Genomic DNA, 15,256 nt, shown 5'->3' with positions numbered 1-15,256 from the left:
GAGTGCAGCGCCCATAGGAACAGACATTACTGAAGGCGTCGATCAATGATGCTCCCTGAGCAGAAAAGAACTTCCCCACGCCAACGGCGCCACGCCCAAATGCGTGGCCAGCGTCTGGCCGATATCGGCAAAGCTGCCGCGCTCGCCCAGCCAGCCGGCCGCCATGCCTGCCCCGTAAGCCAGGACCGGCACATGCTCACGGGTATGATCGCTGCCCGGACGCGATGGGTCGCAACCGTGGTCGGCGCTGATGATCAGCAACGTCTGCGGGTCCATCAACGCCAATAATTCCGGCAGCCTGCGGTCGAAGGCTTCCAGCGCGGCAGCGTAGCCGGCCAGGTCGCGGCGGTGCCCGTAAAGCATGTCGAAGTCGACGAAATTGGCGAACACCAGGCTGTTGTCTGGCGCTTGCTGGTAAGCCTTGAGCGTGGCATCGAACAGCGCGTCGTTGCCGTCGGCCTTGTACAACCGGCTGATGCCGCGGTGCGCGAAGATATCGCCAATCTTGCCCACCGCATGCACGCTGCCGCCGGCTTCGCACAGATGATCCAGCAGCGTCGGCGACGGCGGTGGCACGGTGTAGTCGCGGCGATTGCCGGTGCGGCGAAACTCGCCCGCGTGCTCGCCGGTGAACGGCCGGGCAATGACCCTGCCGACGGTGTATTGATCACACAAATCGCGCGCGATTTCACACACCCGATACAGCTCATCGAGCCCGAAATGGCTTTCATGGGCGGCGATCTGCATCACGCTGTCGGCCGAGGTGTAGCAAATCGGCTGCTGGCTGCGGATGTGTGCTTCGCCCAACTCGTCCAGCACCGTAGTGCCCGAGGCATGGCAGTTGCCCAGGACACCCGACAACCCTGCCCGCTCAATCAGGTCGGCCAGCAACTTGGGCGGAAAGGACTCGACCGGCCGCTCGAAATAACCCCAGTCGAACAACACCGGCACGCCCATCATTTCCCAATGCCCGGACGGTGTGTCCTTGCCTGAGGATTGTTCACGCGCATGGCCGTAGGCGCCGACCGGTGCAGCGTCGCCCCAGTGGCCCGGCAACGGTCCGTCACCGCTGGCTGCCGCAGCGGCGCCCAGGCCCAGACGACCCAGATTTGGCAGCCACAGAGGCCCCCGGCGCAATGGCCCATCGGCCTCCCCACGGGCGCACGCCTCGGCGATATGGCGCAAGGTGTCGGCGCCGGCATCGCCAAAAACAGCAGCGTCGGCACTGGCGCCGATGCCCAACGAGTCCAACACCAATACGATGGCTTTGCTCATAGGATGTCCTGGATCAAATCACGTGCGGCCAGGCTCGAGCCGCCTAACCGATAGGCTGCGCGCAAAGCGGATGCGCCCTGCTCGGCCTGCTCTGGGTTGCGTGCGTGCACCCAGCCCAGAGGCCGTTGCGCGTTCACCTGTTCACCCACAAAGGCCAACTCGCTGAAACCCACGGACAAATCCAGCACGTCGTCGGGATGACTGCGTCCGCCGCCCAATGCCACCACCGCCAAGCCCACCGCCCGGGTGTCGATGTCGGTAACGCAGCCCTCTTCCTCGGCCCACACCGGCACTGACACGGCGGCCTTGGGTAAATACGCTTCAGGGTCTGCCGTAAAGCCCGGCGGGCCGCCCAGAGCGACGACCATTTGCTCAAAGCGCTGCAAGGCTGCCCCACTCTGCCAGGCCTGGAGTAATTGATCACGGGCCTGGGCGTCATCCCGCGCCAAACCGGCCATCGTCAATGCTTGAGTGGCCAGCGCCAAGGTCACCGCCCACAGGCGCTCACTGCGCACCTCGCCCTTGAGCAAAGCGACTGCTTCGCCAACCTCCAGGGCGTTGCCGGCACTGCGGGCCAGCGGTTGGTTCATGTCGGTGATCAGCGCGCGGGTGTTGACCCCGGCACCATTGGCCACCGCGACGATGCTGGCGGCCAGCTCGCGCGCCTGTTCCGGCTCGGCCATGAAGGCGCCGTTGCCGGTTTTCACATCCATGATCAGTACGTCGAGGCCGGCGGCGAGTTTTTTGCCGAGGATCGACGCGGTAATCAGGTCAATCGACTCCACCGACCCGGTCACGTCGCGGATCACATACAAGCGCTTGTCCGCCGGCGCCAGGTTGGCAGTCTGGCCGATGATCGCGCAACCGACGTCGGCCACCACCGCGTGCAGGCGTTCGGTGCTGGGTTGGCAGTCGTAGCCGGGAATGCTCTCGAGCTTGTCCAGGGTGCCGCCGGTATGCCCCAGCCCACGCCCGGAAATCATCGGCACGTAACAACCGCAGGCCGCAAGCAACGGCGCGAGCAACAAGCTGATCATGTCGCCAACGCCGCCGGTGGAATGCTTGTCCACGACCGGCCCTGGCAGGTCCCACTTCAGCACTTGGCCGGAGTCGCGCATCGCCTCGGTCAAGGCCAGGCGCTCGCTCACGTCCATGCCCTTGATGAACACCGCCATGGCGAACGCCGCCACCTGCCCATCGCTGAGGCTGGCGTCGGCAATGCCGGCGACAAAGCGTTGAATGTCCATCGCGGCCAGGGCGTGCCCGTCGCGTTTGCGCCGAATCACTTCTTGTGGCAACCACATACTTTGCTCCTTACAGCGAAATGAAAAAGCCGACAATCGCCGCGCTCATCAGGTTGGAAAGCGTGCCGCCGATCATGGCCCGCAAGCCCAGCCGCGCGAGTTCCTCACGGCGTTGCGGGGCGATACCCGTAAGGCCGCCCAGCTGAATGGCTATCGAAGACAGATTGGCAAAGCCGCACAGGGCGAAGGTCACGATCACCTGGGTGTGCACCGACAACAGCGGCACGCCGGCTTCGGCAGCCTTGGCCGGGGTCAGGTAGTTAGCCAGGTCGGCGTAGGCAACAAACTCGTTGAGCACCAGTTTTTCGCCGATAAAACCGCCGGCCATCACTGCTTCATGCCACGGCACCCCGAGCAGAAACGCGATGGGCGCCAGCACGTACCCGAGAACCAGTTGCAAGGTCAATTGCGGGTAGCCAAACCAGTTGCCCGCCCAGCCCAGTAGCCCGTTGAGCAGCGCAATCAACGCGATAAACGCCAGCAGCATGGCACCCACCGCCAAGGCCAGGCGCAAGCCAACCTGGGCGCCATCGGCGGCGGCGTCGATGATATTGGTGGGGCGATTCTCGGCCTGGCCCAGCTCCTCGATCACCTGTTCGGTGCAGGCGGCTTCGGTTTCCGGCTCCATGAGTTTGGCCATCAACAGGGCCCCCGGCGCCGACATGAAGCACGCCGCGATCAGGTACTTGAGCTCCACGCCCAGCCCGGCATAGCCCAGCAGCACCGAGCCGGCCACTGCGGCGAAACCACCGACCATCACCGCAAACAACTCAGAGCGCGTCAGCTTGGCGATGAAGGGCCGTACCACCAGCGGCACTTCCGACTGGCCGATGAAGATCGCCGAGGTCACCACCATCGACTCGATGCGGCTGGTGCCCAGCAACAGGCGCAAGGTGCCGCCCACCAGCCGAATGATCCAGCCCATCACACCGATGTAATACAGCACAGAGATAAAGCTGCCGAAGAACACGATCATCGGCAAAACCCGGATGGCAAACACAAACCCGCCACTGCCGAACACTTCAAACATGTGCGGTGAACTCAGGCCGCCGAACAGAAACTCGATGCCTTTGTTAGCGTAAAGCTGCAGCGATGCCACCGCGCCTGACAGCGAGGCGAGCGCCGTCTGGCCCCACGGCACGTAAAGCGCAAAGGCGCCAATCAAGACCTGGATCAAAAACGCGACCGAAACGGTGCGCCAGTTGATCGAGCGTCGTTGATGAGATAAAGCAATAGCAATGAGAATAAGGGTCGCTATTCCGACAAGACTGATCATGCAGGCGTCTCAACAATGGACCACGCGAATGCAGACCCTAAGGCCTGCCCAGGATTAGAAAGCGTCGAAGGCGCCCGGCAGCAATTGCTCCAGGGTCCAGGTGCGCGTGGCGGCCGGGTCACTGCCCTGACAAATCACCACTGCATCCTTGGCCATCAACTCCAGCATCACCTGGCGGCAGGCACCGCAAGGGCTTATCAGTGAAACATTGGGTGCATAAACAGCAATGGCTTTGAAACTGCGCGGGGCATGGCCCTGGCTGATGGCGCTGAACAAGGCGCTGCGCTCGGCACAGTTGGTCAGCCCGTAGGAGATATTCTCCACGTTGCAACCCTGTACCACCTCACCGTCGGCGGTCAGCAATGCCGCGCCCACGGGGAAATGGGAATAAGGCGAGTACGTGCTCTGGGCGGCACGCTTTGCCTGTTCCATCAAACGCTCTTCAATTGTCATGCACAGGGTCATCCCATCTTATTGCGAGCACGTCCAGGGCGGTCGTGACGCTATTGTGGTGTTATTTAAATAACAATTGATGTGAATATTCAATCTTTTTTTACGCTCGCGGACAAAGGTCCGCGCCGAAGTCCTTCGCCGCTTCAAGTGCTCGCGTCTTTGACGTAGACAGGTGTTGTAGCGTTGTTGGCTCACAAGGATGCAAGCCTAAAACCCTTTGTTTTCCGGGAGCACAGCCTGAATACTGCTTGCTGGTCCGGCGCCTTCGCGAGCAAGCCCGCGCCCACCTTTGCTCCCAGCCAGGGCAGCTAACCGTGGTGCTTGAACCGGGAAATCCCCAGCCCCAAACTCTCCCGCAACGTCGTCCCTTCATACGCCGTGCGATACACCCCACGCGCCTGCAGCAACGGTATGACTTCCTGCGTAAGCCGCGCGAACTGCTGCGGATGGCCAATATAGATATTGAACCCATCCACCGCCCGCGCCTGGAGCCACTCCTCCATCTTGCGCGCAACCGTGTCCGCCGTGCCCACAAACGCGCCCGGCCGCAGTTGGCGACCAAACTCCACTGCTTGGCGCAGCGTGAAACCTTTGTCCCGCGCCTGGTCGGCAATGCGTTTGGCATTGGTGAAAAAGCTGCTGCGCGCCGCTTCCAGGCTCTCCTGCGGAAACGGCGCATCGAGGTCGTACTGGCTGAAATCATGCCAGCCGAAATTACGCCCGAACTCCTTCAGCGCAAGCCCGAAACTGTGATCGGCGTGATGGTAGTGCTGCTCGATTTCACGGGCGTGCTCATCGGTGTCGCCCACATAGATCTCGGCGCCGGGCATGACCAGCAATTGCTCCGGGTCGCGACCGTGTTGCGCCGCCCTGCCCTTTATATCGCGGTAAAACGCCTGGCCCTGCTCGATGCTGGCCGCGTGGGTGAAGATCACGTCCGCCGTGGCGGCGCCCAGGTCGCGGCCTTGCTCTGAGTCGCCGGCCTGGAAGATCACCGGCTGACCTTGCGGCGAGCGTTGGATGTTCAGCGGGCCGACCACCGAAAAGTGCTCGCCCTTGTGGTTCAGGCTGTGCAGTTTGCTGGGGTCGAGGAACTGGCCGGTGGCACGGTCACGCACGAAAGCGTCTTCCTCGTAGGAGTTCCACAGGCCTTGCACCACGTGGACGTGCTCGGCGGCGCGGCTGTAGCGCGTGTCGTAATCGTAATGTTCGTCGCGGCTGTAGTTGCCGGCAGTGCCGGCGTCACCGCTGGTGACCACGTTCCAGCCGGCGCGGCCTTTGCTGATCAGGTCGAGTGAGGCCAGGCGCCGGGCGACGTTATAGGGCGAGTTGTAAGAGGTGGTCAGCGTACCGACCAAGCCCAGATGCCGCGTGCTGACGGCCAGCGCAGAGAGCAGTGTCAGCGGTTCCAGGCGGTTCAGGTAGTGGGACGGCGAGCCCGGTGTGATGAATTGGCTGTCGACGATAAACATCAGGTCGAACAGCGCCGCCTCGGCCTGGCGGGCAATGTCGATGTACCAGTCGACGTTGACGCTGGCGTCGGCCGGCAAGTGCGGGTCCAGCCATAGATTGTGGCGGCCCGGCCCGCCGCAACCCATGGTCAGGGCGCCGAGTTTGAGCTGTCGTTGGGTCATATCAGAAGAGTTCCTTGAAACGTTCACGGCTGGGTCTGGGCGACGGCGGGTTGCAGCGAGGCCGAGAAGGAATCATCGAACAGGCTCGCTGCGGAGTAAGACTTGACCAGGCCAAGGCTGGCGAAGAAGTCCACGGTCTTTTGCGCTTCTACCGGCGACTGGGCCGTGAGCGGTTCGACCGTAGTGCGCGCACGCGCAAACCAGGCGCGGGCGATGTCGGCGTCGGCGCGAGTGCGCTTGGCCCACGCATCGGCATACGCGTCAGCGTTGGCCGGGCTTTGGCGCGTCCAGTCGCGGGCTTTTTTCAGGCGCTGGAGGAAGTCACTGATTTGCGCGCGTTTGGCCTCGACAGCCTTGGCGTTGGCGGCGATAAAGCTCTGGGCCGGGATCAAGCCCTCCGCGGTTGCGAGTACCCGCGCCCCTTGGCGTTCCTGTTGCGTGACGTAGGGTTCCCAGGTGGCGATGACGTCAACCGAGCCTCCTTCCAGCGCATGGGAAGCGTCGAGTGCGCTGAGGTAGCGCAGCTCGAGTGAGTCGCGCGGGACGCCGGCGTTGTCCAGCGCGGTGAGCAGCAATTGCTGGCTCCAGGAGCCCTTCCAGAGCGCCGCACGTTTGCCGGCAAGGTCGGCCAGTGTGTGGATCGACGAATCCTTTCTGACCAGGATGGCCACGCCGTCGAGGTTTTGCCGGCTGACGGCAATCACCTTGATCGGCGCACCTAATGCGCCCAGGAACAGCACCGGCGCGTCCCCCAGCAAGCCGATATCCAGGCTGTTGGCATTCAGCGCTTCGGCGACCGGCGAGCCTGCGGTGAACTGCTTCCACTCAAGCGTGTACGGCAGGTTTTCCAGCACGCCCGCCGCCTCCATCACGGCTTGGGCGTTGTAGCTTTGGTCGCCCACCACCAGCGTTTGCGCGTTCGCGGTCAGGCACAGCAAGGTGGCGGCCAACCCGGCCGCCAGTGTTGTCAGGTAACGCACGTTCGTCTCCAGATGCCTGGTCAGGCATGCAAGTCGATCCGCGCGTGCGGTCTCGGCAGTGTTCGTAGGGGTTCATACGATGCGGTTATAAATACCGCTTGTAAAATACTGATAACGCATAACCTAATTCACAAATAATGCAACTTAGGCATTTTCAGGCCGCACGCGTTGCACCCGCACATTGCACAGTGCCCTACGCCACCTACACTGGTTGAAACCCCGACACCCCGCGGCCTTTTCAAGCCGCCCGGCCGGACGTACCCGCACGCATCGCTCAACCATTACAGCCGTTGGCCAACTGATTAATCCGAGTAGATATGAAAGAGCAGCTTCGCCAGCGTGCACCCGCAGTGGTGCCAATCCGCACCCCGTTTCGACATGCCTGTTTGCTGGCGCCGCTGAGCCTGCTGTGCCTCGCCCTCGCCGGCTGTACCGTGGGGCCCGACTTTGCACGGCCCGATGTACCGGCCAATGCAGGCTTTGCAAAGGACCCACTGACGACCACCGCCCAGGCGGACATTGACGCCGGTGGCGCGGCGCAGCGGCTGATCGCCGGGATGGATATTCCCGGGCAATGGTGGACGCTGTTCCGCTCGCCTTCCCTTAATGCGCTGGTCGAAGAAGCCCTGCGCGCCAACCCGGACGTCAGCGCCGCGCAAGCGGCACTGCGCCAGGCCAACGAGCTGGTGTACGCCGACCAGGCGTCGCTGTTTCCGTCGGTGAGCGCCAATGTGCAAAAAGCCCGCGAGAAAGTCTCCGGCGTCACCTCGGGCATCCCGGAGTCGCCGATTCTCACAGTGAGTTCGGCGTCGCTGAGCGTTTCCTATGCGCCGGACGTGTTTGGCGGCACGCGCCGGCAAATCGAATCCACCACCGCGCAAGCCGAGTACGAGCGCTTTCAGCTGGAGGCGACTTACCTGACCCTGACCTCCAATGTGGTCAACACCGCGGTCAGCCTGGCGTCGTTGCGTGATCAGGTGGCCGCCACCGAAGAAATCATCACACTGCAGGGCGGTCAACTCGACCTGCTGCAAGCTCAGCGCCGACTGGGCGCCATCGGCGACAGCGATGTGCTCACGCAGCAAACCGCACTGGCGCAAACCCGCGCGACCTTGCCGCCGCTGCAAAAGCAATTGGCACAGACCCGCAACCAATTGATGGCGTATCTGGGGCGCTTTCCAAACCAGGATCAAGGCGAACGCTTCAATTTGGCCTCGTTGCATCTGCCAGAAGCGCTGCCGGTCAGCCTTCCCTCGGCCATTGTCGGCCAGAGGCCGGATGTGCGTTCGGCGCAGGCGCAACTGCATCAAGCCAGCGCCAACATTGGCGTGGCCGTCGCCAATCAGTTGCCGCAATTCAGCATTACCGGGTCGTTGGGTTCCACGGTGGCAAGCGGCACCAGGCTGTTTTCGGCGGGCAGCGGTGTCTGGAGCCTGGCGGGCTCGATTACCCAGCCGATCTTTGACGCCGGCGCACTCGAACACCGCAAACGTGCGGTCGTGGCTGCCTACGATGAGTCCGCCGCGCGCTATCGCGGCACCGTGATTACCGCATTCCAGGATGTCGCCAACGCGCTGCGGGCGCTGGAGGCGGATGCCGATGCGCTGAATCAGCAGGTCGTGGCCGAACACTCCGCACAAGCCAACCTGGACCTGGTGCAAGCCCAGTTCCGCCTTGGCGCGGTGGCGTACATCAACTTGCTTACAGCCCAGCAAACCTACCAAAACACTGTGCTCGCCCGCGTCAAAGCCCAGGCCGCGCGCTACAGCGACACCACGGCGCTGTTCCAGGCATTGGGCGGCGGCTGGTGGAACCGCACGGATGTGGACCCCGCCACCCAGGGCGCGCCGGACCGCTTCGGCCTGCCGTCGTGGCAAGAGATCATACCGGCTCACAGTAAAGCCGCTCCCGACTTGAATCATTGAAACAGTGAGAACCCCCATGGCTGACGTTCAGACTGCCTCTGCCCTGCCCCTCGAGCCCGGAGTACCGCGCAAGCGTCGCCTGTGGCGGCCGATGCTGATCATGATCGTGGTGGTGCTGGTGATTGTCGCGATCATTGCCGGGGTGAAATTCGTGCAGATTTCGGCGCTGATCGCCCAATCCAAAGCGCCCTTGCCTGCCGCCGTGGTGACGGCCCTGCAGGTGCCGTTCAGTGACTGGCAACCGAGCGTCTCCGCCGTGGGCTCGATGAAGGCGGTGCGCGGTGTGGATGTGACCACTGAAGTCGGCGGCATCGTGCGCACCCTGGGCTTCACGCCCGGGCAAGAGGTGGCGGCCCAGGCGCTGCTGGTGCAGTTGAACGCCGACTCGGACATCGCCCAATTGCATTCCCTGGAGGCGACTGCGGACCTGGCCGGTATCGTGCTCAAGCGCGACAAGGCGCAACTGGCGGTCAACGCCATTTCCCAAGCCCAGGTGGACACCGACACCGCCGACCTCAAGGCCAAACTCGCGGCTGCCGAACAACAGCGCGCGCTGGTGGCGAAAAAGACCATTCGCGCCCCCTTTGCCGGGCGCATCGGCATCACCAGCGTCAACCCCGGCCAATACCTCAACCCCGGCGACAAGATCGCCACGTTGCAGACCTTTGATCCCATCTATATCGATTTCTCGGTGCCGCAGACCCAACTGGAGGCCATTGCCATCGGCCAAGTGGTTTCGGTGACGGCTGACGGCCTGTCAAAGCAGACCTTCACCGGCCGGATCAGCACCATCGACACCCAGTTCGACTCAACCACGCGCAACGTCACCGTCGAGGCGACCGTTGAGAACCCCAAGCAAAGCCTGGTGCCCGGCATGTTCGCCCGTGCGGTAGTCAACTCGGGGACCACCCAGCGCTACCTCACCGTGCCGCAGACGTCAGTGACCTACAACCCTTACGGCACCACGGTGTTCATCGCCACGTCGAGCAAAAACGACAAGGGCGATGAAGTACTCACCGCGCAACAAACCTTCATCAAGACCGGGCCGACCCGCGGCGATCAGGTCGCGATCCTGTCGGGCGTGAAGGAAGGCGATCTGTTGATCACCAGCGGCCAGATGAAGCTCAAGAATGGCTCGCCGGTGAAGGTCGATAGCAGTGCCGCGCCGCTGAACGACCCGGCGCCCACGCCCCAAGAACAGTAAAGGTGTCCCATGAAGCTTACCGATACCTTTATTCAGCGACCGGTGTGGGCAGTGGTGGTTTCACTGTTCATTCTGATCCTGGGGCTGCGCTCGATCTTCGAGTTGCCGGTGAACCAATGGCCGCGCACCGAAAACACCGTGGTTACCATTACCACCGCCTACTACGGCGCGGATGCGTCCACGGTCGCCGGTTTTATCACCCAGCCGCTTGAGTCGGCCATCGCCCAAGCCCAGGGCATCGACTATTTGTCCTCGACCAGCATCACCGGTGTCTCCACCATTACCGCGACATTGCGTTTGAACTACGACGCCAGCAAGGCCCTCACCGAGATCAATACCCAGGTCAATTCGGTGAAGAACCAACTGCCCGCGCAGTCCCAGGAGCCGGTGCTCACCATTGCCGTCGGGCAGACCACCGATGCCATGTACCTGGGGTTCTACAGCGACACGCTGCCCACCAACAACATCACCGATTACCTGGTGCGGGTGGTCAAGCCCAAACTGGATTCGATCCAGGGCGTGCAGACCGCAGAGATTCTCGGCGGGCGCCAATTCGCCCTGCGCGCCTGGCTGGACCCGGACAAGCTGGCCGCGCATAACGTCACGGCGCAGGACGTCTCCACGGCCCTGGCCAACAACAACTACTTGTCTGCCGTGGGCTCGACGCGCGGGCAAACGGTAACGGTCGACCTCACGGCCGGCACCGATCTGCACACGGTGGATGAATTCAAACGACTGGTGATCAAGCAGAAAGGCGACGCCTTGGTGTATCTGGAGGACGTGGCCACCGTCACCCTTGGCGCCGAAAGCTACGACAGCAGCGTGGCGTTTTCCGGCAAGCGCTCGGTGTTCATCGGCATCAAGGCGGCGCCGACCGCGAATATCCTGACCGTCGCCGACAGCGTGCGTGAGGCCTTCCCCGAGCTGCAATCGCAACTGCCCACTGGCGTGCGCGGCGAGATCGTGTACGACTCAACCGAGTTCATCAATACCTCGATTTACGAGGTGGTGAAGACCCTGGTCGAGGCGATGATCATTGTCTCGGTGGTCATCTACCTGTTCCTCGGCTCGTTCCGCGCAGTGATCGTGCCGCTGGTGGCGATCCCGCTGTCGCTGGTCGGGACCTTCTTCATCATGTACCTGCTGGGGTACTCGATTAACCTGCTGACCCTGCTCGCGCTGGTTCTGGCGATTGGCCTGGTGGTGGACGACGCGATCATCGTGGTGGAAAACGTCGACCGGCATATCAAGGAAGAAGGCAAAGGCGTGCTGGAGGCCGCGCTGATCGCGGCGCGGGAACTGGGTGGCCCGATCGTCGCGATGACCGTGGTGTTGATCGCCGCGTACGTGCCCATCGGCCTGCGCAGCGGCCTCACCGGTGCGCTGTTCAAGGAGTTCTGTTTCTCGCTGGCGGGCGCCGTGACCGTGTCGGCCGTGGTGGCGTTGACCCTCTCGCCAATGATGACGTCCAAGCTGTTCAAGTCCGGGCAGGAAGAAGGTCGTTTTGCGCGTAAGCTCGACCAGTATTTTGACTGGCTGCGCGGGCGTTACCACCGCGTACTGTCTGGCGGGCTGAACATCTGGCCGGTGCTGGTGACCTTTGGGTTTGTGCTGTTCCTGCTGGTGGCCGCCAGTGGCATGACCGCCAAAAGTGAACTGTCGCCCACCGAAGACCAGGGGCTGGTGTTCATGCAGATCAAAGGTCCGCCGACGGCCTCGCCCCAGCAGATGGAGCGTATTGCCGACCAGGCCTTCCAGATCGCCAGTAAAGAGACGGAATACGCGCAGATGTTCCAGCTGACCGGGCTGCCCATCCTCAATCAAGGCCTGGGCGGCGTGCTGCTGAAAACCTGGGGCGACCGCACGCGCTCCCAGGCCCAGCTGATACTCGACCTGCAGCAAAAGTGGAATCAGGTGCCGGGCGCCACCATCGCGGCCTTTCCGCTGCCGTCGCTGCCGGGCGCCCAGGGTTTGCCGGTGCAATTTGTGATCACCACCACCGACTCCGTGGAAAACCTCAATGAGGTCGCGCAGGCCGTGATGGCCGAGGCGCAGAAACAGCAGTTGTTCTGGTTTGCCGACATGGACTTGAAACTCGACAAGCCGCAAGCCCGGCTGGTGGTGGACCGGGAGAAGATCGCCGCATTGGGCCTGACTCAGGCCGACGTCGGCGCGGCGCTGTCGGCGGCGTTGGGCGGTAACTACGTGAACTACTTCTCGACCGCCGGCCGCTCCTACAAAGTCATTCCCCAAGTGCTGCAAGTCAACCGCCTCAACCCGGAGCAGATTCTCGATTACTACATTCGCACCCCGTCCGGCTCGATGATCCAGGCACGCACCGTCGCGCATATCGAGACCTCGACACAGCCCGAATCGATCAACCACTTCCAGCAACTCAACTCGGCCACCCTGTCAGGCGTCAGTGGCGTGGCCCAAGGTGAGCTGCTGGGCAAACTCAACACGATCCTGACCAACGTGGCGCCCTCGGGTTACACCTCGGACTTTGCCGGCGAGTCGCGCCAATTCATGCAGGAGTCTGGTGGGTTCTTTGGTTTGCTGATGTTCTCGATTCTGATCGTCTACCTCGCCCTGGCCTTCCAGTTCGAGAGCTTTCGCGACCCGGTGGTGATCCTGTTCTCGGTGCCGCCGGCACTGTTTGGCGCGCTGGCCTTCATCACCATGGGCTACGCGTCGATCAACGTGTACACCCAAGTGGGCCTGGTGACGCTGCTGGGGTTGATCACCAAGCACGGGATCCTGATCGTGCAGTTCGCCAACGAACTGCAACGCGCAGGTCACAGCAAGCGCGAAGCCATAGAAGAGGCCGCCGGCGTGCGTCTGCGCCCGATCCTGATGACCACGGCCGCGATGGTGCTGGGCGTGGTGCCGCTGGTGTGGGCCTCCGGTGCCGGTGCTGCGGGGCGGCACGACATGGGGCTGGTGATCTTCGCCGGGTTGTCGATTGGTACGCTGCTGACGTTGTTCATGGTGCCGGCGATGTATATGTTTATTGGGGAAACGCACCATCAGCAAACACCGCAGACACTCCCAGGCTCAGACTTGAGGACAACATAAACCCAAGCCCGGCAGGTCACACTTGGATTATTTCACCGCGCTGACCGCCTTCGTCGAAGCCGCCGAAGGCAACAACTTCTCGCGCGCCGCCGAGCGGCTCGGCATCAAGGCGTCAACCGTTTCTCGCTACGTGAAGGACCTTGAACAGGACCTGGGCATCGCCCTGTTCAACCGCTCGACGCGCACGCTGCACCTGACCGAGGGCGGCCAGACGTTTCTGCTGCATGCGCGCAGGGTGCTGGATGAGCTTGAACTGGCCAAGGCGGCGACGTCGGCGCTGAACCAGGAGCCTCGTGGGCTGCTCAAGCTCAACTTGCCGCCAGCGTTTGCCCGTCACCATATCCTGCCGCTGTTGAATACATTTGTGGCTCGCTACCCGCAGATCAAGCTGGAACTGGTATTGGATAACGCCCAAGTCAACCTGATTCATACCGGCGTCGACCTGGCGATTCGCATTGGCGCGCTGGCTGATTCCACGCTCAAGGCGCGCAAGATCTGCGCGGGCAACTACCTGCTGGTGGCCAGTCCGAGCTTTTGCGCTGCGCACCCTGCCCCTTCAACGCCGGCAGAGCTGGCCCGCCTGCCGGCGGTACTGAGCCAGCATGATTTTGCGTTTGCATCCGCTGATGAAGTCGTGCCGCTGGTGCCTCACGACTGTATCCGTATCAACGACCTGGATGCGCAGCTGATCGCGGCGCGCCAGGGCCTGGGATTTGCCCTGTTACCCGACTGGTTGGTGGCGACCAGTATTGACGCGGGCGCGTTACAGGTGTGGCTGCCAGAATGGAACATCCTCGGTGCCGAGCAGGCATTTTCTGTGTGGTTCGTCTATCCACCCAAGAAGATCGTGTCGTCGAAGGTCAGGTGCTTTATCGACTTCATCGTTGAGCAGTTGGGCGACACACCTGATTGGAAGCGCCAGGGCTGTCCGTGCCCAGGCGGACCGCCAGCCGACCTGAATGGTGGGTGTTAAAACTCGGTCACATTGTGGGAGCGGGCTTGCTCGCGAATGCGGTGTGTCAGCAGGCTCATTTTTAACTGAACGACCGCATTCGCGAGCAAGCCCGCTCCCACATTAGGGTCTCATCACATCAGCAGATGCCGTGCGGCTGTGCGTTTGCCTCCACCACTCAGAAAGAAACGACCCCCATCAGCTAAAGCGAATATCCAGCGCGCGCAAGTACGTTTGCAACCCGGCGTCCTGGATAGGGATCAGGAATGCTTCCTGGTCGGACTCATTGAAGTGCGCGTGCCAGTACCCCGGCGGGGTCACGAACGCCAAACCCGGCGACCAGTCGACGCGTACCGGGTTGCGAATCTGCCCGTCGGCGTCCAGTTCGGTGCCTACCAGCGAGTAGCAGCCCGTGGGGCAGTCGATGATGAAGTCCAGTGCAATCGACTGGTGCCGGTGCGGCTTCTGGATCGAGCCGGGCGGCAGGATGCCGTACATGGCCCACAGCACATGCGTGACGGTTCGGGTCTGTGGAAAGTTGCGGTTACCCAGCAGGATGCTGATACGGCTGCGGTCCTGGGCACGCGGATCATCGGCGGCTTCACGCAGCTTCAGGTTGGCCAGTGCGGCGGGATACAGCGTCGGCGCGAAACGGTCGGTGCTGCGCGTAACCCCCAGGTAGCGCAACAGCGGCTCATCGTGCACGTAGTACAGGCGCGCATCCTGCGAGGCGCGGAACCGGGCTGGCAGCAAGCCTGGCAGCGCGATAAAACAACCGGCCGACCATTCGATCTGGTGTTCGCCCTGAACGACGCTGCCCTCTCCGGTGATCACATAAAACACTTGAGAGGTGGCATTGGGGTGCAGCTCCAAGGTGTCATCGGCGTTCAGGCGGATGAAGTTGGCACACAGCCCAGGCCCGGTTGCCGGGCCCTCACAGCCCAGCGCAGCGCTGAGGTCCAGCGCGACCACCCGCGACGGGCCACTGTCATACAGCGAGGCCGGGAAGCTGTGGTAAGGAACTCGGGTAATCAGATTGGCGCTGATCGGGTTGGCTGCCTTGCTGTATTCAAAATACTCGGCATCCACTTGTTCGCGTGGGGCATCAACGCTCAGGTCGGGTTTGAATTCGCTGTTCATGGTTCACCTCAGTCTTGGGCTGGTTTGAAACAACTATA

11 protein-coding genes are annotated in these 15,256 nt (G+C 62.5%); 4 read left to right on the top strand and 7 right to left on the bottom strand.

The window, feature by feature from the left end; genetic code table 11:
• Nucleotides 1–42 precede the first annotated feature (42 nt).
• The 6 genes from ABWL43_RS14095 to ABWL43_RS14070 form a co-directional block, all read right to left on the bottom strand.
• Nucleotides 43–1,275 carry a phosphopentomutase gene (locus tag ABWL43_RS14095; RefSeq protein ID WP_404488252.1) on the bottom strand — a complete coding sequence of 411 codons (1,233 nt, stop codon included), beginning with the start codon at nucleotides 1,273–1,275 and terminating at the stop codon, nucleotides 43–45.
• Nucleotides 1,272–2,579, bottom strand: coding sequence for a thymidine phosphorylase (gene deoA / locus ABWL43_RS14090; protein ID WP_404488250.1), 1,308 nt, complete (start codon nucleotides 2,577–2,579; stop codon nucleotides 1,272–1,274). The genes ABWL43_RS14095 and deoA overlap by 4 nt, the downstream gene beginning before the upstream one ends.
• A gap of 10 nt (nucleotides 2,580–2,589) precedes the next feature.
• Nucleotides 2,590–3,855 carry a NupC/NupG family nucleoside CNT transporter gene (locus ABWL43_RS14085; RefSeq protein WP_262209505.1) on the bottom strand — a complete coding sequence of 422 codons (1,266 nt, stop codon included), beginning with the start codon at nucleotides 3,853–3,855 and terminating at the stop codon, nucleotides 2,590–2,592.
• Between the two features lie 54 nt (nucleotides 3,856–3,909).
• Nucleotides 3,910–4,308 carry a cytidine deaminase gene (locus ABWL43_RS14080; RefSeq protein ID WP_404488248.1) on the bottom strand — a complete coding sequence of 133 codons (399 nt, stop codon included), beginning with the start codon at nucleotides 4,306–4,308 and terminating at the stop codon, nucleotides 3,910–3,912.
• A gap of 308 nt (nucleotides 4,309–4,616) precedes the next feature.
• Nucleotides 4,617–5,942, bottom strand: a complete 1,326-nt coding sequence (locus tag ABWL43_RS14075) for an LLM class flavin-dependent oxidoreductase (protein ID WP_404488246.1) — start codon at nucleotides 5,940–5,942, stop codon at nucleotides 4,617–4,619.
• A 23-nt stretch (nucleotides 5,943–5,965) separates the two neighbouring features.
• Nucleotides 5,966–6,922, bottom strand: coding sequence for an ABC transporter substrate-binding protein (locus ABWL43_RS14070; protein WP_262209503.1), 957 nt, complete (start codon nucleotides 6,920–6,922; stop codon nucleotides 5,966–5,968).
• Between the two features lie 317 nt (nucleotides 6,923–7,239).
• On the opposite strand from ABWL43_RS14070, the gene ABWL43_RS14065 reads away from it, so the two are divergent.
• The 4 genes from ABWL43_RS14065 to ABWL43_RS14050 all read left to right on the top strand — a co-directional run bounded on the left by ABWL43_RS14065 (nucleotide 7,240) and on the right by ABWL43_RS14050 (nucleotide 14,099).
• Nucleotides 7,240–8,847 carry an efflux transporter outer membrane subunit gene (locus ABWL43_RS14065; protein WP_404488243.1) on the top strand — a complete coding sequence of 536 codons (1,608 nt, stop codon included), beginning with the start codon at nucleotides 7,240–7,242 and terminating at the stop codon, nucleotides 8,845–8,847.
• A 91-nt stretch (nucleotides 8,848–8,938) separates the two neighbouring features.
• Nucleotides 8,939–10,051 carry an efflux RND transporter periplasmic adaptor subunit gene (locus ABWL43_RS14060; RefSeq protein WP_404488408.1) on the top strand — a complete coding sequence of 371 codons (1,113 nt, stop codon included), beginning with the start codon at nucleotides 8,939–8,941 and terminating at the stop codon, nucleotides 10,049–10,051.
• 9 nt (nucleotides 10,052–10,060) lie between these two features.
• Entirely contained in the window at nucleotides 10,061–13,126 is a 3,066-nt protein-coding gene (locus ABWL43_RS14055) for an efflux RND transporter permease subunit (protein ID WP_262209499.1), read from the top strand.
• 22 nt (nucleotides 13,127–13,148) lie between these two features.
• Complete coding sequence (locus ABWL43_RS14050; RefSeq protein WP_404488241.1) at nucleotides 13,149–14,099, top strand: LysR substrate-binding domain-containing protein; 951 nt, start codon at nucleotides 13,149–13,151, stop codon at nucleotides 14,097–14,099.
• Nucleotides 14,100–14,276: 177 nt separating this feature from the next.
• On the opposite strand, the gene ABWL43_RS14045 is transcribed toward ABWL43_RS14050, so the two are convergent.
• Complete coding sequence (locus ABWL43_RS14045; protein WP_404488239.1) at nucleotides 14,277–15,218, bottom strand: cupin; 942 nt, start codon at nucleotides 15,216–15,218, stop codon at nucleotides 14,277–14,279.
• Between the last annotated feature and the right edge of the window lie 38 nt (nucleotides 15,219–15,256).

The organism is Pseudomonas sp. HT11, from assembly GCF_044875395.1.
GTDB lineage: Bacteria > Pseudomonadota > Gammaproteobacteria > Pseudomonadales > Pseudomonadaceae > Aquipseudomonas.
The sequence above is the reverse complement of the archived record's forward strand: the minus strand, read 5'-3'. Positions and strand labels throughout refer to the sequence as shown.

Coding starts and splice junctions, on each gene's coding strand:
- ABWL43_RS14055 (WP_262209499.1), top strand. CDS start 10,061: ATGAAGCTTACCGATACCTTTATTCAGCGACCGGTGTGGGCAGTGGTG.
- ABWL43_RS14075 (WP_404488246.1), bottom strand. CDS start 5,942: ATGACCCAACGACAGCTCAAACTCGGCGCCCTGACCATGGGTTGCGGC.
- ABWL43_RS14080 (WP_404488248.1), bottom strand. CDS start 4,308: ATGACAATTGAAGAGCGTTTGATGGAACAGGCAAAGCGTGCCGCCCAG.
- ABWL43_RS14045 (WP_404488239.1), bottom strand. CDS start 15,218: ATGAACAGCGAATTCAAACCCGACCTGAGCGTTGATGCCCCACGCGAA.
- ABWL43_RS14085 (WP_262209505.1), bottom strand. CDS start 3,855: ATGATCAGTCTTGTCGGAATAGCGACCCTTATTCTCATTGCTATTGCT.
- deoA (WP_404488250.1), bottom strand. CDS start 2,579: ATGTGGTTGCCACAAGAAGTGATTCGGCGCAAACGCGACGGGCACGCC.
- ABWL43_RS14095 (WP_404488252.1), bottom strand. CDS start 1,275: ATGAGCAAAGCCATCGTATTGGTGTTGGACTCGTTGGGCATCGGCGCC.
- ABWL43_RS14065 (WP_404488243.1), top strand. CDS start 7,240: ATGAAAGAGCAGCTTCGCCAGCGTGCACCCGCAGTGGTGCCAATCCGC.
- ABWL43_RS14060 (WP_404488408.1), top strand. CDS start 8,939: ATGCTGATCATGATCGTGGTGGTGCTGGTGATTGTCGCGATCATTGCC.